The organism is Chroococcus sp. FPU101, assembly GCF_017312365.1.
GTDB lineage: Bacteria > Cyanobacteriota > Cyanobacteriia > Cyanobacteriales > Microcystaceae > Chroococcus.
In genome coordinates this window covers 117,523-144,268 of record NZ_BLJI01000001.1, presented here as the reverse complement: position 1 = coordinate 144,268, position 26,746 = coordinate 117,523, and the positions used below count along the sequence as shown (strand labels likewise).

Below are 26,746 nucleotides of genomic sequence, written 5' to 3'. Positions count from 1 at the left end.
GTGAATGAGCGATCAATTTGTCTTTCAAAGCAAGGAGCCCTCTAACCTAATTATTGATTTAAAGTGTAAGAGGCAAAAATTAAAAGAGGATGAGTAATTACACTTAGCATAAAAGCTAAAAAAAATTGGCTTGTCAATTTTTTGACAGTCTTAAATATTGCTATTAGAAAAATAGCCTAGAACTTTGATGCTAAAAAGCTTCTAAGGTCAAGGCTTGTGTTTTTTTAGTTAGTATTAAGTTTTGTTAAGACTCATGAAGGGTTCATTAGAAAACTTAATCAGCCTCAGAAAAAAAAGCAATCAAAATTTTAGAAAATAGAGTAAAAAAAATGGTCAGAATAATTTAAGATTTATGATAAGATGATTACCCGAAAAAAGAAATAATCATATTTACCCTCAGCAACTCGCCAAGGGACTTACAAAATAAAGAATTCTCCTTATAGAAGATTGAGAGCTTCAGAGGTCTTAACTTGATAGAGAGAAATAATCATGCAGTTTATGGAGGAATAAAGCCAGATGGTGCAAGCTAAAGGAAAAACAGGGTTTGACGCAGGTGTAAAAGACTATCGCTTAACTTATTACACCCCCGACTACACCCCCAAAGATACCGATCTTCTCGCCTGTTTTCGTGTGACACCCCAACCCGGTGTACCTCCCGAAGAAGCAGGAGCAGCAGTAGCGGCTGAATCTTCAACAGGAACTTGGACAACCGTTTGGACAGACAACCTAACCGACTTAGATCGTTACAAAGGTCGTTGCTACAACATCGAACCCGTTGCTAACGAAGATAATCAGTATTTCTGCTTTGTTGCTTATCCTATAGATCTATTTGAAGAAGGTTCAGTTACTAACATTCTGACCTCGATCGTCGGTAACGTATTTGGGTTTAAAGCTCTACGCGCCCTACGTTTAGAAGATATTCGCTTCCCCGTCGCTTTGATCAAAACCTTCCAAGGCCCCCCTCACGGTATCACCGTTGAGCGTGACAAATTAAATAAATATGGTCGTCCTTTACTCGGTTGTACCATTAAACCCAAACTCGGTTTATCGGCTAAAAACTATGGTCGTGCCGTTTATGAGTGTTTACGCGGTGGTCTAGACTTCACCAAAGACGACGAAAACATCAACTCACAACCCTTCATGCGTTGGCGCGATCGCTTCCTCTTTGTCCAAGAGGCGATCGAAAAATCCCAAGCTGAAACCAACGAGATGAAAGGTCACTACCTCAACGTGACTGCTCCGACTTGTGAACAAATGATGGAACGGGCTGAATTCGCCAAAGAAATCAAAACCCCGATCATCATGCACGACTACCTAACAGGTGGCTTTACAGCGAATACCACTTTAGCCCATTTCTGTCGCGCTAATGGTTTACTGCTTCACATTCACCGTGCGATGCACGCTGTAATCGATCGTCAAAAAAATCACGGGATTCACTTCCGCGTCTTAGCCAAGTGCTTAAGACTATCGGGTGGCGACCACTTACACTCTGGAACCGTTGTCGGTAAATTAGAAGGCGAACGCGGTATCACGATGGGTTTTGTTGACCTCATGCGTGAAGATTACGTTGAAGAAGATCGCGCACGTGGTATCTTCTTTACCCAAGATTACGCGTCTTTACCCGGTGTGTTCCCTGTAGCATCAGGTGGTATTCACGTATGGCATATGCCCGCGTTAGTTGAAATCTTCGGCGATGATTCTTGCTTACAGTTCGGTGGTGGAACCCTCGGTCACCCTTGGGGTAATGCTCCTGGTGCAACTGCTAACCGTGTTGCTCTAGAAGCTTGTGTTCAAGCTCGTAACGAAGGACGTTCTTTAGCTCGTGAAGGTAACGACGTTATTCGTGAAGCTTGTCGCTGGTCACCTGAATTAGCCGCAGCTTGTGAACTCTGGAAAGAAATCAAGTTCGAGTTCGAGGCAATGGATACCCTCTAGAACAGTGAACAGTTATCAGTGAACAGTTAGCAGTAAACGGTTAACATCATGATAGGAAATTAAAATAGTCCTTCATTAAAATATCGTTTAAAAAACACTGGTAACCGATTACTGATAACTGATAGCTGAAAAATGTATCCTAAAAAAGTTGCCCAAGATACAGCGAAAATCTTACAAAGTTACTTGACTTATCAAGCCGTTCGCACAATTATTGAACAACTCTCCGAAACTAACCCCACTCAAGCCATTTGGCTAAGTCAATATTCTTCTACCAACAAAATACAAGACGGAGAAGCATATTTAGACGGGTTAATGTCAGAGAATAAAGAATTAGTTTTGCGAATCATGACAGTTAGAGAACATTTAGCCGAACAGGTTCTAGAGTTTCTGCCAGAAATGGTCAAGACTGGAATTAGTCAAGCTAACATCGAGCATCGCCGTCATCTTTTAGAACGTTTAACCCAGACGCAAACCGAATCATCTTCAGTGCAACCTGAGTCTCGTCTTGAAGAACCCGAAACTCCACCTGATTAATTAGTTTTTCATCCCAAAGGAACATTCACAAGACCATGAAAACATTAAATAAAGAAAAGCGTTACGAAACTCTATCCTACTTACCTCCTCTAACGGATCAGCAAATTGCTAAACAAATCCAATATATGTTAGAGCAAGGTTATATTCCTGCGGTTGAATTTGAAAAAGATCCTCGTCCTAGTGATCACCACTGGACACTTTGGAAACTCCCCCTATTCAGAGCTAACAGCCCTCAAGATGTTTTAAATGAAGTTCGTGAGTGCCGTAACGAATATGGTGATTCTTACATTCGCGTGATTGGTTTCGACAACATCAAACAATGTCAAACCATGAGCTTTATTGTTCACAAACCCAATGCGAACAACAGCCGTTACTAAAGTTTTAGCCTAAACTAAACTTTTGCAGGAGTAATTTAATCATTGCTCCTGTTTTTTGTCTGTCGGTGCTTAAATTATACCCTGTTAAAAACAGTAGGGGATTGAGTCTCCAAATCCCTACATAAGTTTAAGGATGTGATTTATGGTGGATTTGGTATTAAGCCACGCGACGACCCTCACCGTAACCAGATTCAATATAATGCTTTGTAGCTAAAATCGGATCATTATTGTAGGCACTTGCAACATCAGAGTTAAAAGACAGATAAGAATAGGGATCAAATGTTACTTGTCTTCCTTCGTTTCTACCCGAATATAGATAATGGTTAGAACCTGCTTCTAAATTGTAATGGAATGCTTGAATCAGATCGCCGTGTGAGGCAATATAGCGATCGCTATTGAATAAATTTGGATTGCGTCCTTCAGTATAACCATTCGTAATATAATGTTGCGTTGCTCCTACAGTATTCGTTCCATACACACTTAATAAATCATCATAGGAATCCAAATAACGCGCAGGATCAAAAGATGTAGTAGAACGTCCTTCAGTATAGCCATTTGTAAGATAGTGTTGAATCGCAGCAGCCGTATTTAAACCGAAAACAGGAATTAAATCAGTATTAGAGGCAATATAACGGTATTCATCAAAACTGTTTGTACTTCTTCCTTCATTAATCCCGTTACTATAATAATGATTACGCAAAGCATCCAAATTGTAACCAAAAGCAGCGATTAAATCGGGATTGGAGGCAGCATATTCAGCAGGATCAATATTTGTAATAATACCAGTCCCAATAAAATTAGAGATTGCTGCATTACTAGGGTTAGAAAGCGTTACGAAAAAAAGTTCATCACCTTCAAAAACAGTGTCAGTAATAATGGGAACAGCTAGAGCTAAAGCGGTTTGACCTGGACTAAAAGTTAAAGTTCCTGAAGTAGGGATATAATCACTTCCTGCGATCGCTGAACCATCTTGAGTTGTATACTGTACAGTAATTGGAGAACCACTTGCATAACTTAAAGTTACTGTAAAAACGGCGTTAGAATTGGCTAAATCATCGGTTGTTGTAGCGACGTTACTAAGACTAATCGAGGGTGGTGGGGGTTGGAATTCAACAGCACCAATATCAACAGCATTTCCATAAATTCGAGGATAACCACTACCACGCTGATCGTATAGAATTAATTCGGTTGTATCACCATCGTTATCACTATCTAAACTATCAGCCGCGATATTAGCATTATTACCTGCATTAATAGCTGGACTACCCTCTAAAAGGGCATGGGTGAGAGTTAATCCCCCGTTATTCTGTAATGGGCCAAGTTTAGGATCGATATTGTTGTCAATGGCTGTGTCGTCGCCAAAAAGAAGTTGATCAATGAGATTACTGCCATCATCATTAACAATATGACTACCAAACCAACTACGAATATCAGCACCTAGCTCCGCTGTATTCCCTGCAACAATTGTATTTCGCAGATTTAGTGTTGCATTAAAGTTACCGATTCCTCCTCCACTTGTTTCATTAGAAGAGAATTGAGAAGTAGCTGTATTATTGGTAATTGTACTGTTAGTAAGAGTAGCGATCGAACCATTATTATTATTTAAACCTCCTCCATAATCAAATGTGGATGTATTGCTGCTCACTGTAACGTTAGTTAAACCTAGAGTACCGCCATTGTTATAAATTCCCCCACCATCACGGCTACTGTTGTTATGAATAGTGCTATTTATAATTGTGGCAACTTCAAAATTACCGATTCCTCCACCACCGTTGTTAGACTGATTATTCTCAATCGTTGAGTCAAGTATAGTCAGAGTTCCAATGTTATTAATACCACCTCCAATACCAAAACTACCACCACTTACTCTGTTATTTTTAACTACACTAGCCAGTAAAAGTAGAGTGCCTACATTAGCAAGTCCTCCCCCGCTATCACTACTAAAATTCTCTGTAACAACTACAGAATTTAATAATACTGAACTGCGCGAACCAATATAAATACCTCCTCCTCCTTTAAAAGCACTGTTATCAGAACCTCCAGTGATTACTATATTGTCCAGTTTTAAATTACCTGTAGCTAGGGTGACAGAATCTTCGCGTATTCCTACTTCAATTACTCGATCGCGTGTTGCTAATCTTGATGCGTCAATGGTTGCTGCTTGATTCCCATCTGTTGTAATTGTGACCTCTCCTTTTGCATAAATATCTAAATCGCCACCTCGATCACTATCAGTTGTTAAATTAATCGCTGTTAGTTGATAGGTTGCTCCACTGGTTAACACAATTTCATAATCATTAGCAATGGGATCACTATTTGCGATCATAATCGCGTCTCGTAGCGATAAACTATTGCTTGCACTACCATCATTTTGATCGGCTGTCGTATTAACAACTAGAGTAAATTGAGTCATGTTAGAAAATAGATTGAGGGTTGAATAATAATTTGCGGTGATTGATTGTCAGTTTTTTTCTTTAAAAAGAGCCTTTAGTAGATCTAAAGTTTATTTTTTTTCATTTAATTGAATTAAATCTGAAATATCCGCCCAAAATAGAACTGAGATAGATTTAAGTCGATGTTGAGCCAAAAATTGAGAAAAACAGCTTTTAAAGCATAAACTTATTTTTAAAGATAAATTCTAAACAAAAAATAAAGATTTGTGGCAGTTTATATAACTTTTGCAAAATCTAGCAGCTTGCAGGCAATACTTAACGGAAAAAATTAGATTGAACATAAGTTGAGTCTCAAAAGCTTTTAAAATAACATGGGGACTATTAACCCTCAACAACTAACCTATAACAACGAAATAACATTATGGAAATGTCCGAACACGTCCTTAAACAGCTTCAATGGCGTTATGCGACAAAAAAGTTTGATCCGACGAAAAAGATTCCTGATGATCTTTGGAAAGTTTTAGAACAGAGTTTAGTCCTTGCACCGTCTTCATTTGGCTTACAACCCTGGAAATTTATCGAAGTGCGTAACCCCGATGTTCGCCAAAAATTATTAGAACATTCCTGGAAACAAACTCAAGTAGTAGACGCTTCTCATTTAGTCGTTTTTGCCATTAAAAAAAATATTGATGCAGTAGAAGTCGATCGCTATTTAGAACGGATGTCCCAGGTTCAAGGCACACCCGTTGAAGCTTTACAGGGATTTGGTAATGTTGTTAAAAATTTCTTAGTTAAGCCACCTTATCCCCTTAATATGGATGAATGGTCAGCAAGACAGCTTTATATTGCACTAGGACAGTTTATGACCTGTGCGGCGATGCTAAACATTGATACTTGTCCCATGGAAGGGCTTAACCCTGCTAAATACGATGAAATCCTCGGATTGACTGATTATGCCACCGTTGTTGCTTGTCCTGCGGGTTATCGTGCCGAAGATGATAAATCTACACCCGCCAACAGACCCAAAGTTCGTTATAAGTTAGAAGATGTAATTCAATATATTGATTAAATCGTAATAATTCCCATAAACTAATTCCTTATAGTTCCCCTTCCTCACAGGAGGGGATTAGGGGGAGGTAAAGTAAGTTCTTTAGCTGAAGCGTTATAATACAAAATTGTGCTATTTTTTCCAAAAACTTTATGAGCATTGCAGACACAATTAAAACGATAGACGATGAGCTATCTAAGCGGTATATTGCGCTTGATCCAGCAGGCTACTTTATTATTTATCTAGATCGAGACGCGGGTTTAATTTGTGCCAAGCATTTTACCAATATTATTAATGAAAAAGGATTAGCGGTTGATCCAGAGACGGGAAAAGTCATCCCCGCTAAAGGAAAAGTCGAACGCACCGCCCAAATTATTTATACTGGGAGAACCGCCAAAGAACTTTGTGTGAAAATTTTTGAGGAAATGAAACCTTGTCCTATCAGTTTTCTCGACCATGCAGCTTATCTGGGACGAGAATTTGTTCGCGCTCAAGATGCTCTAATCAGTGGTGAAGAATATATTCAAGATTGAACTACTATTTAGGCTTCAATTCGACAATTTTCATGAATAGTGAGGGAGATAGATATTAGAGACGCGCCATATCTTTACAAAGATAACGTTTCTTTTTCAGATCACCCAAACATTTTCTTTTTGAGGGGGAGATTGCGAAAGTTGATTGAGGGTTGTTTGCATCACTTCGATTCGTTCGGCTAAACTAGCAATAGTGTTTTTTTCAAATAAAGTTCGTAATGGTAATTGGAGATCAAAAGCCTGACATAGACGACTATTAATCCGAATTGCTAATAAAGAATTTCCACCAATTTCAAAAAAGTTATCATAGATGCCAATTTTCTGTATTTTTAAGACTTCTATCCAAATCGTCGTTATTTTTTCTTCTGTAGGCTTTCGAGGCGCAACATAGTTATTATTAAAGTGATTGACTGTTGGTAAAGCTTTACGCTCAAGCTTACCGTTAAGAGATAATGGAAATTGTTTCAGCACAACAAAATCGGCAGGAATCATATAATGAGGTAACTTTTGTTGAAGGAAATGACGTAAATCATTAAACGAAATTGTTTCAAGATCAGAAATAAGGTAGGCTACTAAATATTGATTTTCTGCTTCTCCTTGGGTGATAACGATCGCTTCTTTGACAGTCGAATGTTGAGATAGTACCGCTTCAATTTCTCCTAATTCAATACGGAAACCTCTAATTTTAACTTGGTGATCGATCCGTCCTAAATATTCGATTGTCCCATCCGATAAATATCTCGCTAGATCACCTGTTTTATATAATCGTTTTCCTGATTCAAAGGGATTTGGAATAAATTTTTCTGCTGTTAAGTCTGGACGATTATAATATCCTCTTGCTAGTCCATCTCCTCCAATGTGAATTTCTCCAGCTACCCCAATGGATACTAAGTTGGCGTTTTTGTCAAGAATATAAATTTGAGTATTGGCGATCGCTCTACCAATTGGAACCAATAAAGATGTGGGTTGACATGACCAATAAGTGACATCAATTGCTGCTTCTGTTGGCCCGTAAAGGTTGTGTAGTTCTGCATCAAGACAAGAAAAGAAACGATTTTGAAGTTCAAGAGGTAAAGCTTCTCCACTACAAATTACCCGTTTAAGCGAGTGACAATCTTTGATTCTGGGTTCATCGAGAAAAACTTTTAACATCGAAGGGACAAAATGCAGGGTAGTAATTTTTTGCTGAATGATTAACTCAATTAAATAAGCACTATCTTTTTGCCCGTCGGGTTTGGCTAAAATGAGACAAGAACCTTCAAATAATGGCCAGAAAATTTCCCAGACTGATACATCAAAGCTAATCGATGTTTTTTGGAGAACTTTGTCACTTACAGTTAACTGATAGGTTTCCTGCATCCAAACTAAACGATTAATTAGTCCTTGGTGGGTGTTGATGACTCCTTTTGGTTTTCCTGTTGAACCAGAAGTATAAATGACATAAACCTCATGTTCAGTCGTTACTTTACTCACTGGGTTTAGATGGGAATATTGAGCAATTATCGTCCAATCTCGATCTAAACAAATTATCTTCTCAGTTACAGATGCGAAATTTTGCGTTTCTACTATTCCCGAATGAGTGAGTAAGATAGATACTTGAGCATCGGTTAACATTAAAGATTGTCTGTCGATGGGATAAGTCGGATCAATTGGTACATATGCACCACCTATTTTTATGATTCCGAGAATCCCGATGACCATTTCTAGAGAACGTTCTAGACAAATTCCGACTAAAACACCTGGTTTAACTCCCAAAGTTTGTAGGTAATGGGCGAGTTGATTGGCTTTATTATTTATCTCTAAATAAGTTAATTGTTGCTTTTCAAAAATTACTGCTATTGCTTCGGGTGTTTTTTCTACTTGTCTTTCAAAACGTTCATGTAAACATTGATTTTTCGGATACTCTGTTTGAGTATTATTCCATTCTTTTAGTGATTTTTGTTCGCTTGGGGTCAGGATTGAGATTTCACCTAAACGTTGCTCAGAATTGGCTATAATTTCTTCTAACAATGTTTGAAAATGACCCAACATTCGGGTGATGGTATCTGATGAAAAGCGTGTGCATTGATATTTTATTTTAATCGTTAGTTCGGCACCTAAGCTAACTAAAACTGTTAGAGGAAAGCTTGTCCATTCAACAGCATTTACTTTACTAATACTTAATTGGTTTTGTTGAGTTAAAGCAGTATCTATAGGATAATTTTCAAAGACTAAAATACTGTCAAATAGAGATAAACTCGCACTTAAATCGCTCCATTGTTGGATATCTAGTAATGAGCTATACTCATACTGTAAAGTTTCGGCTTGTTGAGTTTGTAGATTTTTTAACCAAGGAATTAATAAAGCTTGAGGGAAGACTTGGACACGTACTGGTAAGGTATTAATAAACAGCCCTACCATCGATTCAACTCCGATTAAAGTAGGTGGACGACCCGCAGAAGTAGCCCCAAAAACGATATCCTCTTCACCACTATAATGACTCAGTAGAATTGCAAAAGTCCCTTGAATAAGAGTATTTATGGTGATTTGATGTTGTTGAGCGAAAGATTGAAGGGGGGTTAGAGGTAAAGAGATTTCTTGCTCATCTAATCCTATTGTATTTGAAGGACGATCAATCCTTAAATCTATGGGGGCCGTAAAACCTTTTAGTTTATTTTGCCAAAATTCTTGAGCCGATGATTGGTTTTGTTGATTGAGCCATGCGATATACTCGCTATAGGGTCGGTTATGAGATAAATCTTGATTTTGATAAAGAGCGAAAAGGTCTTTAATCACTAATCCTGATGACCAACCATCTAAAATAATATGGTGTTGTGTCCAGATTAAATAATATTTTTTTTCAGTAAGTTGAATCAGGTTTAGTCTGATTAATGGTGGCTTTTTTAAGTCAAAGCTTTGTTGACGGTCTTTTTCTAAAAAGTTTTGTAATAATTGTTGTTGCTCATCGGGTGAATAATTACGCCAATCTTGTTCAACCCAAGGTAATGTAGCTTGCTGATAGACGATTTGAAAGGGTTTATCGCGTTTTTCCCAATTAAAAGCCGTTCGTAAAACGGGATGTCTAACTAATACTTTGTCCCATGCTTGTCTAAACTGAAGATGATCTAGAGAACCTTCAAGAGTTAAACAAATCTGAGGTAGATAAACCCCTGCATCAGGAGTAAAAAGAACATGAAACAGAATTCCCTGTTGCATGGGTGAGAGAGGATAGATATCTTCTATATTGTTGGGTTTGTTCATTGTTTGACTGTTGATGATTTTGGTTGAATTTCAAATAATGAAAGAATGGTAAAAGCATCAGACTTACTCAACAACTTAAGTTTCAAACCGTCTCAAGGGGCTGATGAAAGTCGGTCTGTTATGTAACATATGCTACTATTTAGGGTCATTATTCGCGCATACAATACACAATTTAGCTTTCCTTGAGTTTTTCTCTAACTTTAGAGAGAATTGTGGCAGTTTAGAGGCGTACCCAAACATTATGGCACAACGAAAAGAAATTGACCCCCTCTACGAAGAATCTGAAGTACCTGAAGCTCAAAGCTTTCCAGAGTTAGAAACAACTGGCTCAGAACTAATTTACGGACTGTATGACCGACCACCACTGGTTGAGTCGATTTTTGTTGCCGTTCAGCACGTTCTCGCAGCATTCGTCGGCATTGTGACACCACCACTGATCATCAGTACTAGCCTGGGGCTTGATCCTGCCAACACCAGTTTCATTATCAGTATGTCATTGCTTGCCTCTGGCATTTGTACCTTTATTCAATGTAAAACTTTTGGCCCTGTGGGATCTGGTTTACTCAGCTTACAGGGGACTAGCTTTGCGTTTCTTGGTGCGATTTTGGGCGTGGGCAGCACAGCAATACAAAGCGGTAGGACACCAGAACAAGCACTAGCATTAATTTTCGGTGTTTGCTTTTTTGGTGCGTTTGCTAATGTGATTCTGAGCCGCTTTTTGCACTTGCTTAACAAAATCGTTACGCCGATCGTAACGGGAACACTGGTGATGCTGATCGGGTTGAGTCTGCTTAAAACGGGCGTTACCAGTATGGCGGGGGGGACTGCGGCTTTGCAGAACAATACGTTTGCGAATGGTCAAAACCTTATACTGGGTGGCGGTGTGTTTCTAATTGTGATTGTGCTAACGCTTTCTAAAAATCAGTATATTCGGATGGGAGCGATCGCTATTGGCTTATTGGTGGGCTATATCGTCTCTGCATTCATGGGTATGGTCGATTTCAATATTTTCAGCAAACTCCCATTGATTAGTCTGCCAATTCCGTTCCGCTACGGTATGAGTTTCGAGATCGGTGCGCTGGTTCCGTTTCTGATTCTCTATCCACTAACTGCTATTGAATCGGTGGGTGACATGACAGCGACTTCTGTGGTTTCTAAAGAACCGATCACAGGTTCGGTATACATTCGCAGAATCAAAGCTGGAGTGCTGGCGGACGGTCTGAATTCTTCTTTAGCATCTTTGCTCAATACCTTCCCCATCACCACATTTAGCCAAAACACGGGGGTGATTCAAATGACGGGGGTGGGTAGTCGCTATGTTGGCTTCTTTGTTGCTGGAATTCTGGTGTTGTTGGGGCTGCTGCCTATTGTGGGCAGTGCTTTCCAGTCAATCCCTCAGCCTGTTTTAGGGGGAGCGACTACCATTATGTTTGGCTCGATCGCCGTTGCTGGTGTCAAGATTATCGCGTCTGAACGTTTGGATCGTCGTGCTACGATTATTATTGCTGTTTCCTTGGCACTGGGTTTAGGTGTCGTGTTTGTGCCAGAGTTATTTAGTAATCAGCCACCTTTGATTAAAAATATGTTTGCTTCGGCGACTTCGACTGGGGGTTTGACTGCGATCCTGCTCAGTTGGCTATTACCAAAAAGTCCAGAATGGGGGAGAACGGTCGTGTCGGAAGATGGTGAAATTGTCGATGTTTAGCTTTTTTAGCGATGTCTAAGTGTAGCTGACACTCAGAGTTACAAAATCTCGTCAATTAATACCTAATCTAGTTTATATACTTCTCTAATCCACTTAATCTAAATTTACCATTAGAATTGGAATTAATCGATGAGTATAAAGAGGTAATTGACAAATGGCGTGAATTGATGGCTATCTATATTAGTTCGTTTAAAAGTTCGTCTAATTCGGTTTGGCTAAAATCCATTTGGGGGAAATCTGATGGGGTATAACCTCCTGTTTCAGTTGATAAGCAATGTTGGATTAATTCACGCAAGATATTTAAGTAATTTTGAGCTAGATTTTCTATTGTTGTTTGATGATGTATTCCTTGGCTATATGTCCAATTGATTTGTAATTGTCCTCTTATGATCATTCCATTGATTTCGATGAGGGTGTCACGTTGATTTCTGGGACTACGAGAAAATCCAGTTGATTCAAAGGCTGGTGAAAATAGAGATGACTGGGTAAAAAGTTGGTCAGTTTGTCCTAAGTAATTAAATCTAATTTCAGCTTGAGGGAATGCTTGTAATTTTTTTTGGATTGTTTCGTCACTTCGATAGCGCAATACTCCATAACTAAATCCTCTCATGGGTACTTGACGTAATTGCTCTTTAATGGACTTAAGTGCATCCCCTAAATTATTTTTATGTTCTAAATATAACAATAAGGGAAATAGAGTCGTAAACCAGCCAACGGTACGAGATATATCTATATCCTCAAAGATTTCTTCTCTTCCATGTCCTTCTAGTTCTAATAATAGTTGCGGTTTTCCTGTCCATTGTTCAAAGGTTTTGACTAAAGCAGTGAGTAGAATATCGTTAATTTGGGTGTGATAGACTGCTGAAATCTCTTGAAGGAGTTGTTGGGTTTCTGCTTGTGTTAGAGAGACGGAAATTGTTTGCGCTTCAGACTGGATGTTTTTGCCGTTGGGAATATCTACAGGAAGCGGAGTTACTTTCAGACGAGATTCATTTAACCAGTATTCTTGATCTGATGGGGTGTAATTACGTTTTGACCATTCTTTAAATGAGGTAGTTTTAGGGGGAAGTTGTACTGTTTTTCCCTGAGTCAGTTGGTGATAGGCATTTTGAAGATCTTCTAAGAGAATTCGCCAAGAAACTCCATCTATAATTAAATGATGGATGATGATTAATAATCGGTCTGTACGGTTTTCACCGAGATTGAAAAAGGCGATTCGGATTAGGGGTTCTACAGAAAGGTTAAAACTCGCTTGTAGTTGATTGGCGATTTTCTCAATTTCTGTATCTATGTTAGATATTTCTGAAAGGTCATGGAAAGTAACGGGTATTGTTTGACCTAGACGTGCTATGTTTTGTTGCCATCCTGTCTCGGTTTGCTCGAATTTTAGCCGTAATGCGTCATGATGTTCTATTAATTTCTGGATTGCTTGTTCTATTAATGTTGGATTTAGTTTCTGTTGAACTTCGAGTAAGATCGATTGATTCCAGTGATAAGAATCTGTTAGATTTTGTTCAAAAAACCACTGCTGTATCGGTGTGAGGGGAACAAAACCTGTGACAAGTCCTGTTCTGCTTGAATTGTTGAGGTTTCGATGACTGAGGCTAATTCAGCTATGGTTTGATGTTTAAATAAAAGTTTTGGAGTTAATTGTAAACCGTATAAATTGGCTTTGGCGATCGCTTGGATGGCTAAAATTGAATCTCCTCCTAACTCGAAAAAGTTATCGTATATCCCTATCTGTTCGATTGCTAATAACTGACCCCAAATCTGCGCGAGTTGTTTTTCTTTTTCGGTTTGGGGCTTGACAAATTTATTTTTTTGTGCATGGGCGGCGAGTTGTGGGCGAGGCAGTGATTTGCGGTCGATTTTGCCGTTGGGGGTTAGCGGGAGGGTTTCTAGCGGGACAAATATCGACGGGATCATGTATTCGGGTAATTTTGAACTGAGGAAGTTTCGCAAGTCTTGAGGAACCCCAGATGCAACGAGATATGCAACTAATCTTTGATTTCCTGCGTCGTCTTGCCAAGGATTGACGACTGTTTGCGAGATTTCGGGATGATGGTTTAATATGGCTTCGATTTCTCCGAGTTCGATGCGAAATCCCCGTATTTTAACTTGATTGTCGAGTCTACCCAAATATTCGATTTTTCCATTGGGTTGATATTTTGCTAAGTCTCCTGTTTTGTAAAGACGGTGTGAGTGTTGGTAAGGGTTGGGGATAAATTTTTCTGCGGTTAAGTGGGGTTGGTTGAGGTATCCTCTCGCTAGTCCTTCCCCACCTAGATACAGTTCACCTGGCACACCAATCGGAACGGGGTTAAGATAGCGATCAAGAATATAAGTTTGGGTATTAGTAATAGGACGACCGATAGTCGGGGAATGAGTATCGTCTTTGGATGTTAGGGTATAGGTTGAGTAGGTCGTATCTTCCGATGGCCCGTAGAGGTTGTAGACTTGTTGGATATGTTGTTTTTGATAGAGTTGTTGGACAAGTTGATTAGATAATGCTTCTCCTGCTAGGTTAATGGTGACGACGCTTTCGGGAATACCATTAATTCTAAGTAATTCGGTGGCGGCTGATGGTACGGTATTAATCAGAGTGATATTTGTCGAGATGTTGGGTAATTGTAGAGCATTTTCGGCTAAGATGACGGTTCCTCCACAACTTAAGGGGACAAAAATTTCAAAGACGGATAAGTCGAAGCAAATGGAGGTTGATGCGAGAACTCCTTTAAGTTGTTCAGAGGTAAAGATATTTTTTGCCCAGTTGATGAATGAAACTACACTATGATGAGTAATTGCGACTCCTTTGGGTTTTCCTGTCGAACCCGAAGTATAGATGATGTATGCTAGGTTATTAGCATTGATGGTATTAATGAAATTATTTTGATCTTGTGATGAGTTTGGTTTCTCTACTTCTACAAATTGATAGTTATCTAGACAAATAATTGTTCTCCGAGTTCGCGGTAATATTTCGCTAAACTTCTGTTGCGTTAGAATTACTGAACATCCCGCATCTTGAATAGTAAACGCTAATCGTTCTGATGGGTAGTTTGGGTCAAGTGGTACATAAGCGGCACCTGTTTTGAGGATACCAAGGAGTCCTATAATCAGATGGAAAGTGCGATCGATACAGATACCGATTCTATCTTCTGGTTTTACTCCAAGATTTTGTAAGTAGTGTGCGACTTGATTTGCTTGTTGGTTGAGTTCTTGATAAGTGAGTTGTTGGTTTTCTAAGATAAGAGCAATTGTATTAGGGGTTCGTTTAACTTGTTCTTCAAAGAGTTGATGTAGTCCGCAGGTCTTGGGATATTCTGTTTTAGTGTTATTCCATTCTTCTAATATTTGCTGTTTTTCGGTTTGAGTTAATAGAGGTAGAGACGAGATATATCGCGTCTGTACTTTAGAATTAGTAAGAATTGCAGCAATAATGGTTTGAAAATGTCCTATCATGCGTTGAATGGTTGATTTTTTAAATAAATCGGTGTTGTATTCAAAGGTTCCGATAAATCCTTGTTCAGTTTCAGTAATGTATAGGGTTAAATCAAATTTTGCTGTTTTACTTTGTGTTTCTATGGGACTCCATGTTAAACCCGATAGGTTTAGTGTTTGTCTGGGGGTATTTTGCAAGACAAACATGACTTGGAATAATGGAGTATAACTTAAGTCTCTTGGTAGTTGTAGTTCATCGACTAACTGTTCAAAGGGGATATCTTGATGAGCATAGGCATTTAAACAAGTTTCTTTTATCCTTAGTAATAGAGTCTCAACGGTGGGATTTCCTGATAAGTCGGTTCGCAAGGCTAATGTGTTGACAAAAAAGCCGATTAGTGATTCTAGTTCAGGACGATTTCGATTAGCGATCGGGGTACCAATGATGATATCTTCGTTGTTAGTGTAGCGATGAAGTAGGATCTTGAAGACTGCTAACAGGGTCATGAAGATTGTACATCCCTGTTGTTGGCTGAAGGTTTTTAGAGATGTAGTCAATTCTTGGGATATTTCAAACCTGACTGTATCACCCTGATATGTCTGTATAGCCGAACGTGGGTAGTCGGTGGGTAATGCTAAAACAGTAGATGCATCTTTTAGTTGTTTTTTCCAGTAGGTTAACTGTGTTTCTAAAATTTTCCCTTGTAATACTTCTCTTTGCCAAGCTGCATAATCTTTATATTGAATGGGTAAGTCGGGTAAAGTAGAAGCATGATAGAGTGTCGCTACTTCTTGGACTAAGATTTCGACAGACCAAGCATCAGCAATAATATGATGTATGGTGAGTAATATAATGTGTTCTTCTGGAGATAGACGTAAGACTTTGACTCGAAACAGGGGAAGTTCATCAAGTTTAAAGGGTTGTTGGGTTTCTTTTTGGCTATAACTTTCTACTTGGTCTGGTTTTAGTTCAATAATGGGTATATTTAAGTTAATTTTTGGGGTAACGACGATAAATGGTTTACCTTCGTCGGTATGAAAAGCAGTTCGTAGGTTTTCATGACGTTGGATGATTTGATTAAAACACTTTTCCAGTAAGGTTATATCGAATTGACCCTGTAGACGAATCGCCGCAGGTATATTATAAAAGAAGCTATCGGGTTCTAACTGTGCTAGAAACCATTGTCTTTGTTGTGCAAAAGATAAAAGTGTTTTGTCTGTTTTAGAAATAGGTGGAATGTCTAACCCCAGTGTTTCAAGTTGGGTGACTTCGATTTTTTTGGCTAATTCAGCGATCGTAGAAGCTTCAAAGAGAAAACGTAAAGGAATTTCAATAGAAAAATGTTGTCTTATTTGGGAGATAACCTTTGTTGCAAGTAACGAATGTCCTCCCAAAGCAAAAAAGTTATCGTGAATGCTAATCTGTTCTAGATTAAGGATATTTTGCCATATAGATAGTAATATCTCTTCGGTAGGTGTGCAAGGTGTAACGACAAGATTTTCAGATGAGATTGAATTGGGGATAGGAAGCGATCGTATATCGATCTTACCATTGGGTGTCAGGGGAAACGCATCTAAGGAGATAAACAACGCAGGAATCATATAATGCGGGAGTTTATCTTTAAGATAGTTTCTTAAATCTGGTGATTTTTCACTGATTAAGTATGCAACTAACCGTTTTTCGTTTTCGTCGTCTTCTCGCGCAATAACAATACTCTTTTCAATATCAGGATGTTGATTTAGGATACTTTCGATTTCACCTAATTCGATCCGAAAACCCCGTATTTTGACTTGATAATCTAAACGACCGAGATATTCTAGATTACCATCACTTAAATAGCGTACCTGATCTCCTGTTTTATAGAGACGACCATTTTGATGAGGGATGAATCTTTCTGCGGTTAAGTCTGGACGATTACAATATCCTCTGGCTAGTCCTGCACCACCAATGTATAATTCTCCTGAAACCCCGAGCGGTACTGGTTGTAAGTGAGTGTCGAGAACATAAAATTGTGTATTAGCAATGGGACGACCAATCAGAACAGATGAACTATTTAGGCGATACATTGATGACCAAATCGTTGTTTCTGTTGGCCCGTATAGGTTCCAGACTTCTTGACTTCGTTCCAATAATTGTTGTGCGAGTTGTGTATCTAAAGCTTCCCCACCACAAAGAATTTTTAATTGTTTATTTCCAGACCATCCGACGGATAATAATAATCGCCAAGTTGCAGGGGTGGCTTGCATGATGGTTATCTCGTTCATTTTGTCAAGTAACTGATATCCATCACTCGCGACTTCTCGACTAACTAAAACGACTTTTGCACCGACTATTAAAGGTAAATAGAGTTCTAATGCTGCAATATCAAACGATAGGGTGGTGACTCCTAACAGTGTGTTGTTAGAAGAGAGTTGTAAAGCATCCTGCATCGACTGGAGAAAATTCACTAAAGCACTTTGGGTAATTTCTACACCTTTCGGATTACCTGTCGAACCAGAAGTATAAATAATATAGGCTAAATTTTCTGGAGTAACCCGACTCTGAGGATTTTTGGGATTTTCTTGGTTAATTAATTCCCAGTCTCTATCTAAACAAATTATGTTACTAGCTACAGACGAAAAATTTTGCGTCTCTATGATTTCTGATTGAGTGAGCAAGATTGATACAAGAGCATCTTGTATAATATAGTCGAGTCGTTCTTTGGGGTATGTTGGGTCAAGTGGAAGATATACCCCACCTGCTTTAATGATTCCCAAAAGTCCAACTATCATTTCTAAAGACCGTTCAACACAGATTCCAACTCTTGTTTCTGGTGTGACTCCCTGTTTTTGGAGATAATGAGCAAGTTGATTCGCTTTAGTGTTTAATTCGTGGTAAGTTAATGATCGATCTTCAAATACGATCGCTATCTTATCAGGTATGCGCTCAACTTGTTCTTCTAATAACTGATGAAAACAGATTTGCTGATAATTTTGTTGGGTGTCATTCCATTGACTGAATAATTGTTGTTCATCGGGAGTTAGTAGGGGTAACTCTGATAATCGCTGTTCGGGATTCGCTATAATTCCAGTGAGTAATGTTTCAAAATGTTCGATTAAACGGTGAATTGTCTCTGACTTAAATAAATCTGTATTATATTCAAATACTCCTGTTAATCCTGTAGAAGTTTCAGACATATCCAAACTCAGATCAAATCGTGCTGTTTGACTGTCTGGTGTAAGATATTTTAAAGTTAAATTGGGAAGCTGTACCGTTTGTGATGGAGTATTGTGGAGAATGAACATCACCTGAAATAACGGATTGTAGCTTAAATCTCGTTCTAGTTGTAGTTCTTTTACCAAATATTCATAGGGTAAATCTTGATGAGTGTAAGCATTTAAAGTTGTTTCTCGTACTTGATGTAAAAAGTCTATAAAACGAGGATTACCCGATAAATTTGAGCGAAAGACTAAGTTATTGACTAATAAACCGATTAAATTTTCTAGTTCAGGACGATTACGATTTGCTATTGTTGAACCAATTAAGATATCTTCTTGAGCAGTGTAACGATACAGCAATATTTTAAATGCTGCGAGTAGCGTCATAAAAAGTGTTACCCCTTCACGACGCGAGAGAGTTTTAAGAGACTCCGATAATTCAGTCGTTAGCGTAAAATATTGTGTAGCACCCTGAAAACTGGGAACAGATGGACGCGGATAATCTGTTGGTAGTTGTAATAAAGGTGAATGATTTTCTAGCTGTTTTTTCCAGTAAGCGAGTTGAGTGGTTTTTGCTTCTTTTTCTAACCAGTTTTTTTGCCAAACCGCATAATCTACATATTGAATAGGTAACTCTTTTAAAGCACTAGCATTTCCTTGATAAATTGTTGATAGTTCTTGTATTAAAACCCGCATCGACCAATAATCTGAGATAATATGGTGCATGGTCAATAGCAATACATAGTCATCTTCAGCAAGTTTGAGTAATTGGCTACGAAATAAAGGTACTTGAGTTAAATCAAACTTAGTAGATGCTTCTTGTTTAATATAGGTTTGAATTTCTTGTTGGTTAACTGAAGTGGGGAAATTAATTAAATCTAACTTCACCGATAAACTCGGTAATACCTTTTGAAAAACTTCTTCTTTGACTTCTGTAAAACAAGTTCGTAATATTTCATGTCGTCTGACAATCTGATTAAGACTTTTTTCTAAAAGCGCAATATCTAGTTTTCCTCTCAAACTTAAGGCTATGGGAAGATTATAAACTGAACTCCCTGAGTCTAATTGGTCTAAAAACCATAATCTCGATTGAGCGAACGAAAGCGGAAAAAACTGAGATTTAGCCGCTTTTTTTCTCATTAATTCTGCTAATAATTTTCTTTTTTCATCGGAAGAAAGTTGATTAATATTTATTGGATGATTATTCATTGTCAACCCCTTCTTCTAACAAGTTTGCCAACATTAAATTTACTTCTTCTTCAGATAACTGACTCACATCTTCTATCGCATCTCGATTCATTTTCTCAATTATTTCTATTTCTTGTTGCTGTTTGTTTTTTTCTAACCAAGTTGCTAAATCAGAAACTTTAGGCATTTCAAAAAACTGTCTAATTGTTAAATCAACCTGAAAAGTATTGCGAATTTTTGCTAAAACTTGAGTCGCTAAAAATGAATTGCCTCCTAAATCAAAAAAGTTATCATAAATTCCAATTTTATCTAGATTAAGTGATTTTGACCAAATTTCTGTTATTGCTTTTTCTAGTTCTGTTTTTGGTTCAACAAATGTAGTTTGAGGAGATAAAGATAAACTATCGGGTTTCGGTAATAATTTTCGGTCTACTTTTCCATTAACTGTCAAGGGTAAAGCTTCAATTAATAAATAAATAGAAGGTATCATGTACTCTGGTAATTTCTGATGTAGAAATTGTTTTAATTGTTCAGTAATTGAACCTGTTTGCTGAGGTTGTAGCCATTGATTTAACCAAGCAGGAGCAATTTTACCACCGACAAAACTATGTAATAATATTTGACTTTGTTCTAATTGAAATTGTTTTTGTAGCTGTTCAAATTCTAAGGTTCCAATTGGACATAATCCGATTTCTTCTTTAACTGCTGTTTCCATTAGTAGTTGACTCATATAACCTGCTTCTAGTAGACAAAAATCTCTCGCTTTTTCACCATACATCGGTGTAATGGCGTTTAATTCTCCAATCAAAAATAAGGCAAAAGCTGATTGTTCATAAATAGCTTGATTGTTGCCATACCATTGATTATGACTAGAATAAGGAGTCAATAAAATTAATTGATGTTCAACGGGATGATAGTAGTAAAATCCTGCTTCTAGGTTTTGTATTTGATTAGGTTTAATCAATAGATAAACTTGTACGGGGTAAAGACTTCCTGCTGAAGCATAACGATATTTTGGTAGAGGATATTCGGGTAGATTTAATGGCAATAGACAACTTAAAAATTGACTAAACTCATTTAACTGAATCGGTTGATTTAGAAATTGACGATAACTTTGTCGTTGAAAATAAGTTTGAGTGAATGCGTCATTAATGTTGGGTTTATGTAACTGAATTGCTTGAGATTGCTGTAATTCTCTAATTCCTCGTTGTTTGAGTTTAAAATCGATATTTTCTAACTTTTGTTCGGGAATAAGATAAGCGATCAGCTGTTGTTGTTCTACGGATACAATTGCGTCTTTGATAGCGGAATGTTGTTTTAAATTTGTTTCAATTTCCCCTAATTCGATGCGATAACCATTTACTTTAACCTGAAAGTCTTCGCGTCCCAAAAATTCGATATTTCCATCACTTGAATATCTTCCTAAATCACCTGTTTTGTATAACTGTTCCTGCGTTTGGGGATGAATAATAAAACTCGCTTTCGTTTTTTCTTCGTTGTTCCAGTAACCTTTGCTAAGTCCAATTCCACCAATATATAATTGTCCTGTAACCCACATCGGACAGGGTTCTAGATGTTCATTTAAAACATAAAATTTCTGATTCGTCATGGGACGACCATAGGGAATACTTTTCCAATTGGGTTTAATTTCTTGGATAGGATATAAAATAGACCAGATTGAAGCTTCGGTTGCCCCACCTAAACTAATAATTTCAGTTTTTCCTAATTGATTCTGAATTCGTTCGGGTAAATGTAAAGGTAGCCAATCACCACTTAATAAAACTAAACGTAATGAGTTTTGTTCAATGAGTTCTGATAATAACATCTGCATCAATGCAGGTACAGAATTCCAAATAGTTACACCATATTGAGTGATTAATTCTCTCCAGTGAGAAGGTTCTTTTGTTTTGTCTGCATCTGGAATAATAATCGTCCCACCTGCTGCTAAGATTCCGAAAATATCATAGACTGATAAATCAAAACTAAGGGAAGATAAGGCTAATATTTTATCTTGAGTAGTAACATTGAAACGTTGATTAATATCTAAAATAGTATTGACTACTCCTTGATGGTCAATCATAACGCCTTTTGGTGTTCCTGTAGAGCCAGAAGTATAGATAACGTAAGCTAAGTCTTGTGGAGTGGTTTCAATACTAAATTCTCTAGAGGGCAAAGGATTAATTTTATCTAGACAAATTCGTTGTATATTGTCTGGCCAAACTAAAATATTTTCTAACCAAGATTGCGTTAAAATTTGCTGAACTTGCGTTTCTTGTAATAAATATAATCTTCGTTCAGTGGGTAATTCTGGGTCAATGGGTACATAGGCAGCACCAGAGGCTAAAATACCCAAAGTTGCTACAATTTGCTCCCAACCTTTTTCCATGACAACTGCTACTAATTGATTCGGTTTAACCCCTAATGTTTTGAGTTGATGGGCAAGGGTTAAAGAACGATCGCCTAATTCTTGGTAAGTTATTCTACAATGGGATGTAATAATAGCCGTATTCTGTGCATTTAGCGAAACTTGCTCAAAAAACAGATGATGTAACAAATTATTTTTCTTAGCTATTTCCTGTTCAGTTTGGTTAGTAGCGGTTATTTGTTCTATCTGGGATGTTGGTAATAATAATCGAGTGGATGCGTCCCAAATCTCTGCATCATTAGCTAAACGATGAAGAAAATCACAGTACACCGCAAACATATCATCTAAAACACCTGTGGGAAATAATTCATCAATAGTGTCCCAGTTAAATACTAAAGCGTTTTCTATTTCCGACACCTGATGGTCTAGATACACTTGAGAGGTTTGACTGAGACTATAAACGACTTCTGTGGGTAAGGATGGCTGATGCTGAATATTTTGTGTTAGGGTACTGGTAAAAACAACTGGCATTAATGCACCCGTTGTTCGACCCCCGATACGTGCTAATTCTCGTAAAACTTTGACCCCACTAACATAGCGATGATCTAAATCTTCCCATAGTTGCGCTTGAATTTTTTTAGCACGAAAGGTAAATGAATTTTGTTCTGAGTTATCGACTGCGAGTAATGTCGATGAGGTAAAGTCTCCAATGATTTGATTGACTTCAGGATGAAGAGAAAGACGGTTAAAGAGGGTTAGATTAATCGTAAAATTGGGTTTTCTACTCCAAAGCGTTAATATTTCAGCAAAAGCACCCAAAATTAAACCAGATGGAGTAATCCCTATTTGACTCGCTTTTTGTTTAAGACGTTGCCAAATTTGGGGTTCTAGGGAACCACTACGACGCACAAAACGAGGATGGGTAATTGCTGATAGGTTTTTCGTTAAAGGAAGTTCGGGAGAAGCAGGAAGGGTCGTTAAACGTGTTTGCCAATACGTGAGAGAATTTTGATAAAGTGCTGTCTCTCGTAAAGTTATTTCAGCGAAGACGTAATCTCTAAATGATAAGGATAAAGGAGAAGGAATATAATCTGGATTTTGAATAATTTCGGCGATTTCTGCCCCCAAAAGCTGAAAACTCCAAGCATCACCGATAAGAACATCGAAACTGACATGAAAGCGAATACGGTTGTCGTCTAGAAGGGTTGCTACAATTTCAAATAATGGCCATTGTTCGGTTTTTAGGATTTGATGGGAAAGACGATCTCGTATTTCTGTTAAAGTAGCTTCAGGATCTTGATTTCGTATGTCTATCGTTTTAATCTCATAAGATGGCACATTTTCTAAAATCTGTTGTTGCCCATCTTCTAAGATGATGACTCTTAGCATATCATGGCGATCAATTAATTTCTGGAACGCTCGTTCAACTTTTTCCACCGATAACCCAACGGTTTCAATTTCTCGATAACCATGTGTTGCGACATTTCCCAATTCATACGCATCACTACGACCGATGAGATATGCTTGTTGAATATCAGTCAGTGGGAAAGGTTGATAACGTTCTTGTAAATTGGGAATAATTTTCGGTAGTTGTTGTTTCTCGTTACTTTCGATAGTGTTGATTTGTTCGATTAATCCTGCGATGGTTGGTTGTTCAAATAAACTCCGTAACGGGACTGAAATACCCAAAGCATCACTTATTTCAGCAGTGACTTTCATTCCGAGTAACGAATGTCCCCCCAGTTCAAAGAAATTATCATAAGTTCCAATTTGCTCTTTATTTAATGCTTTTTGCCAAATATTAGCAATTGTTTTTTCTAAGTCCGTTTTAGGGGTAACGTAGCTTGTTTCTAGGTCTGGTCGTAAATTATCGGGGTCTGGGAGCATTTTTCGGTCTAGCTTCCCATTGGGTAAACGAGGTAAGGCTTCAAGTTCGATGAATGCTGAAGGTATCATGTAACTGGGTAGCTTTGATGTTAGAAAACGTCGTACCTCAGTGGGATTTGATGTTTTGTCTAGAACAATATATGCAATTAAAGATTGATTTTCTTTCCCCACCGTTACTACTGTTTCTCGTATAGCAGGATATTGACTGATAATTGCTTCTATTTCGCCAAGTTCAATCCGATATCCTCTAATTTTGACTTGATTATCCAGTCTACCAAGATATTCAATCGTCCCATCAAGTCGATATTTAGCTAAATCACCTGTTTTGTACATTCTTGTCGCGTTTGTACTAAAAAAAGGATTAGGAATAAATTTATCTGCGGTTAATTGGGGTTGGTTATGATATCCTCTTGCTAGTCCAGAACTACTGATGTAGAGTTCTCCAGATACACCAATGGGAACGGGGTTAAGATATGAATCTAAAATATAAATCTGAGTATTAGCGATGGGTCTTCCGATGGTGACGGAATTTTTATTTACTATGGTATAAGTTGAATAGGTGGTATCTTCAGAAGGGCCGTATAAGTTATAAATTTTGGCAAGAGGTTCGAGTTGTTGGACTAAACGCGGTTGTAATGCTTCCCCTGCTAAATTAATGGTACGAACTGATTCGGGAATACTGTTTGTTTGGAATAATTGGCTAATCGCACTGGGTACAGTATTGATCAGTGTAACTTGATTGGCGGCTTTTAGGGTGGGTAAAGCAAGAGCATTTTCAGCAAGTATAACGGTTCCACCACAACTTAAAGGTAGGAAAATTTCAAATATAGATAAATCAAAACAGATAGAAGTTGATGCAAGAACTCCTGTTAGTTCATCTTGGTTAAAAATTTCTTTTGCCCAGTGGAGGAATTGAACGGTGTTACGATGTTCGATAGCGACTCCTTTGGGTTTTCCTGTAGATCCTGATGTATAGATGATGTAGGCTAGATTATTAGGAGTAATGTTACTGACTGGATTTAATGTAGAAGTTTGATTGATTTTTTCTCTGTCTGTATCTAAAAAAATTGTTTTCTCAATTTCCAATTCTTGTGTCCTAATTCCCGATACAGTCAACAGAATGGATACTTGTGCATCTTCTAGGATAAAGTTAATTCTTTCTTGTGGGTAATTTGGGTCAAGAGGAACATAAGCAGCACCAGCTTTAAGGATGCCAAGGAGTCCTATAATGAGATGAAAAGTACGATCGCACTCTATCCCAATTCTAGATTCTGGTTGTACTCCAAGACTTTGTAAATAATGTGCGAGTTGATTAGATTTAGTATTTAGTTCACTGTAGGTAAGGGTTTCATCTCCATCGATGACAGCTAAAGCATCAGGGGTTTGTTTAACTTGTGCTTCAAACAGTTGATGAATACATAATGTCGGATAGTTTTTTTGGGTATTGTTCCACTGAGTCAATAACTGTTGTTCAATAGGAGAAAGTAACGGTAATTCAGATATTCTCTGTAGTGGTTCTTCAATGATACCTTCTAACAGTATTCTCCAATGTTCCGCAAATGCTTGAATGGTTGCTTCATCGAATAAGTCGGTACTATACTCGATTTGTCCACAGATTCCCTGTTCGCTATCCTGTAAATTAAATCGTAATTCGTATTTTACGGTTGCGTTATCGAAGGGTAAACGTTCTAAGTTTAATCCTGCTAATTCTAAGGGTTTGACGGGGGCCAATTGAAAGTCAAATTTTACCTGAAATAAGGGTATCATCTGACTAAGGTTCCGTTCTGGGTTCAAGACTTCGACTAGCTTCTCAAATGGTAAGTCTTGATGAGCAAATGCACCTAGTGTAACTTCTCTAACTTGATTTAATAATTCTCGAAATGTCGGATTTTCTGATACATCCGTTCGTAAAACAAGGGTATTGACAAAAAGACCAATTAATGTTTCTGTTTCTATGCGATCGCGATTTGCGAGTTCGGTTCCGACGACGATATCATGTTGATGGGTATAGCGGTGTAGTAGAACTTTAAAAGCAGTCAGCAGCAGTGTAAACAGTGTAACGCCTTCTTTAGCACTAAGTTCTTTAAGTTGTTCGGATAAACTTTTTGATAAAATGATGGGATATTGTGCGCCTTGATAGGTGGGAATTGCAGGTCGAGGACGGTCTGTAGGAAGTTCTAAATTAGATAAATCCTGTAATTGTTGTTTCCAGTAATTAATCTGCTTTTCGAGTTCTGTATCTTGGAGTCGTTGACGTTGCCATATGGCCCAATCTGCATATTGTATCGGAAGTTCGCTTAATGGTGAAAGCTTGTTTTGAGCAAAAGAGGAATACAGTAGGGTCATCTCGCGGATAAAAACACCCACTGACCAGCGATCGCTTATGATATGATGAGCAGTCAGTAATAAAACATGGTCTGTCTGTGTCAGTCTGAGTAATTTAACTCTTAATAGGGGTTTGGTTAAATCAAAAGGATACCGAAATTCTGTTTCTGCGATGGATTGAATTTCTGTTTCGACGACATCAATAACGGGTAAAGATATCGGTTCAAAAGGAACAATTATCTGTATCGGTTGTTTGTTTTCATCTATCGAAAAAGTCGTTCTCAGGGTTTCGTGTCGTTTGATGATTTCATTGAGGGTTTGTTCTAAGATATTAATTTCTAACTGTCCCACTAGACGAAACGCACTGGGAACATTATAAGAATAATTATCTGGGTCGAGTTGTTGGATAAACCAGAGTCGCTGTTGAGCAAAAGATAACGGTAAACTATCTCTATGCTGTCGTCTGGGAATTGCTTGAAATTGAGGATGCTTTAAACCTTTTTGTTTGAGTCGTTTTTCAAACAAGATTCTTTGTGCTGGAGTAAGATTAGCAATTTGTTGAGAGAGGTCTTTCATGGTT

11 protein-coding genes are annotated in these 26,746 nt (G+C 38.0%); 6 read left to right on the top strand and 5 right to left on the bottom strand.

The features are described from left to right. Positions 1-516: 516 nt before the first annotated feature. The 3 genes from CFPU101_RS00395 (at position 517) to CFPU101_RS00385 (ending at position 2,846) form a co-directional block, all read left to right on the top strand. On the top strand, positions 517-1,935 hold the full coding sequence (locus tag CFPU101_RS00395; RefSeq protein ID WP_206813371.1) for a form I ribulose bisphosphate carboxylase large subunit: 1,419 nt from the start codon (positions 517-519) through the stop codon (positions 1,933-1,935). Positions 1,936-2,067: 132 nt separating this feature from the next. Continuing rightward, positions 2,068-2,469: a chaperonin family protein RbcX gene (locus CFPU101_RS00390; RefSeq protein WP_206813370.1), complete on the top strand. Its 402-nt coding sequence runs from the start codon at positions 2,068-2,070 to the stop codon at positions 2,467-2,469. A 35-nt stretch (positions 2,470-2,504) separates the two neighbouring features. Continuing rightward, the gene (locus CFPU101_RS00385) at positions 2,505-2,846 is read left to right on the top strand and encodes a ribulose bisphosphate carboxylase small subunit (protein WP_206813369.1); all 342 of its coding nucleotides are present in this window, start codon (positions 2,505-2,507) and stop codon (positions 2,844-2,846) included. Between the two features lie 157 nt (positions 2,847-3,003). Here the strand turns inward: CFPU101_RS00385 and CFPU101_RS00380 are convergent, their stop codons facing one another. After that, the gene (locus CFPU101_RS00380) at positions 3,004-5,259 is read right to left on the bottom strand and encodes a Calx-beta domain-containing protein (RefSeq protein ID WP_206813368.1); all 2,256 of its coding nucleotides are present in this window, start codon (positions 5,257-5,259) and stop codon (positions 3,004-3,006) included. Positions 5,260-5,666: 407 nt separating this feature from the next. Here CFPU101_RS00380 and CFPU101_RS00375 point away from each other — a divergent pair, with 407 nt between their 5' ends. Both CFPU101_RS00375 and CFPU101_RS00370 read left to right on the top strand, forming a co-directional pair. Next, the gene (locus CFPU101_RS00375) at positions 5,667-6,308 is read left to right on the top strand and encodes an NAD(P)H-dependent oxidoreductase (protein ID WP_242577699.1); all 642 of its coding nucleotides are present in this window, start codon (positions 5,667-5,669) and stop codon (positions 6,306-6,308) included. 131 nt (positions 6,309-6,439) lie between these two features. Further along, positions 6,440-6,820 carry a DUF4346 domain-containing protein gene (locus CFPU101_RS00370; RefSeq protein ID WP_206813366.1) on the top strand — a complete coding sequence of 127 codons (381 nt, stop codon included), beginning with the start codon at positions 6,440-6,442 and terminating at the stop codon, positions 6,818-6,820. Positions 6,821-6,916: 96 nt separating this feature from the next. Here CFPU101_RS00370 and CFPU101_RS00365 read toward each other — a convergent pair whose 3' ends face one another. Next, positions 6,917-10,060 carry a non-ribosomal peptide synthetase gene (locus CFPU101_RS00365; RefSeq protein ID WP_206813365.1) on the bottom strand — a complete coding sequence of 1,048 codons (3,144 nt, stop codon included), beginning with the start codon at positions 10,058-10,060 and terminating at the stop codon, positions 6,917-6,919. 241 nt (positions 10,061-10,301) lie between these two features. Between CFPU101_RS00365 and CFPU101_RS00360 the strand changes: the two genes are divergently transcribed. Beyond that, positions 10,302-11,765: a uracil-xanthine permease family protein gene (locus tag CFPU101_RS00360; RefSeq protein WP_206813364.1), complete on the top strand. Its 1,464-nt coding sequence runs from the start codon at positions 10,302-10,304 to the stop codon at positions 11,763-11,765. A 175-nt stretch (positions 11,766-11,940) separates the two neighbouring features. Here CFPU101_RS00360 and CFPU101_RS25285 read toward each other — a convergent pair whose 3' ends face one another. Genes CFPU101_RS25285 through CFPU101_RS00350 form a run of 3 tightly spaced genes read right to left on the bottom strand, consistent with a single transcriptional unit; the run spans position 11,941 to position 26,742 of the window. After that, on the bottom strand, positions 11,941-13,299 hold the full coding sequence (locus CFPU101_RS25285; RefSeq protein WP_242577726.1) for a condensation domain-containing protein: 1,359 nt from the start codon (positions 13,297-13,299) through the stop codon (positions 11,941-11,943). Further along, complete coding sequence (locus tag CFPU101_RS00355; RefSeq protein WP_242577698.1) at positions 13,269-19,610, bottom strand: non-ribosomal peptide synthetase; 6,342 nt, start codon at positions 19,608-19,610, stop codon at positions 13,269-13,271. The genes CFPU101_RS25285 and CFPU101_RS00355 overlap by 31 nt, the downstream gene beginning before the upstream one ends. Further along, the gene (locus CFPU101_RS00350) at positions 19,603-26,742 is read right to left on the bottom strand and encodes a non-ribosomal peptide synthetase (RefSeq protein WP_206813363.1); all 7,140 of its coding nucleotides are present in this window, start codon (positions 26,740-26,742) and stop codon (positions 19,603-19,605) included. Before CFPU101_RS00350 ends, CFPU101_RS00355 begins: the two co-directional genes overlap by 8 nt. Between the last annotated feature and the right edge of the window lie 4 nt (positions 26,743-26,746).

Bases quoted from the DNA above. Each gene is read 5' to 3' on its own strand.
- CFPU101_RS00395 (WP_206813371.1), top strand. From the start codon at position 517: ATGGTGCAAGCTAAAGGAAAAACAGGGTTTGACGCAGGTGTAAAAGAC.
- CFPU101_RS00390 (WP_206813370.1), top strand. From the start codon at position 2,068: ATGTATCCTAAAAAAGTTGCCCAAGATACAGCGAAAATCTTACAAAGT.
- CFPU101_RS00385 (WP_206813369.1), top strand. From the start codon at position 2,505: ATGAAAACATTAAATAAAGAAAAGCGTTACGAAACTCTATCCTACTTA.
- CFPU101_RS00380 (WP_206813368.1), bottom strand. From the start codon at position 5,259: ATGACTCAATTTACTCTAGTTGTTAATACGACAGCCGATCAAAATGAT.
- CFPU101_RS00375 (WP_242577699.1), top strand. From the start codon at position 5,667: ATGTCCGAACACGTCCTTAAACAGCTTCAATGGCGTTATGCGACAAAA.
- CFPU101_RS00370 (WP_206813366.1), top strand. From the start codon at position 6,440: ATGAGCATTGCAGACACAATTAAAACGATAGACGATGAGCTATCTAAG.
- CFPU101_RS00365 (WP_206813365.1), bottom strand. From the start codon at position 10,060: ATGAACAAACCCAACAATATAGAAGATATCTATCCTCTCTCACCCATG.
- CFPU101_RS00360 (WP_206813364.1), top strand. From the start codon at position 10,302: ATGGCACAACGAAAAGAAATTGACCCCCTCTACGAAGAATCTGAAGTA.
- CFPU101_RS00355 (WP_242577698.1), bottom strand. From the start codon at position 19,610: ATGAATAATCATCCAATAAATATTAATCAACTTTCTTCCGATGAAAAA.
- CFPU101_RS00350 (WP_206813363.1), bottom strand. From the start codon at position 26,742: ATGAAAGACCTCTCTCAACAAATTGCTAATCTTACTCCAGCACAAAGA.